Here is a 364-nt window from a genome sequence, read left to right as displayed (position 1 = left end):
CTACCAGCTCTGGCGGAATGCCACAGATGAGACCAGCCTTTCGAATCCATTGGTGTTCACCGTGGGTGTCGCGCTGGAACTGCTCGCCCCTTCGATCAAGGAGAACAACGGCGACAGCGCACTCAACCCGCTGCTGGTCAGAGACACCTTGACCATCGTGGTGCCGGACAACAGCGCGTTGTTGCCAACTGACGAAATCATCGCCACCTGGACTGGCGCACAGGGTACGCCCGCAGGCGGTTCGCACACCTCTGTTCCTCGGCCGCTGGGCAGCAACCGGGAGTTTGCGATTCCAAATAGTGTGGTCGCGTTCAACCTGAACAAAGATGTGAAGGTGTCCTACGTCGTCATCCGCGACGGCAAG

Annotated in this window: 1 pseudogene; it reads left to right on the top strand. The window is 59.3% G+C overall.

What is annotated here, in order from left to right:
- Positions 1-364, top strand: a pseudogene (locus M0808_RS28435) (hypothetical protein); the annotation flags it as partial.

Source organism: Pseudomonas sp. MWU12-3103b (assembly GCF_023100615.1).
Classification (GTDB): Bacteria; Pseudomonadota; Gammaproteobacteria; order Pseudomonadales; family Pseudomonadaceae; genus Aquipseudomonas; species Aquipseudomonas putida_A.
The sequence above is the reverse complement of the archived record's forward strand: the minus strand, read 5'-3'. Positions and strand labels throughout refer to the sequence as shown.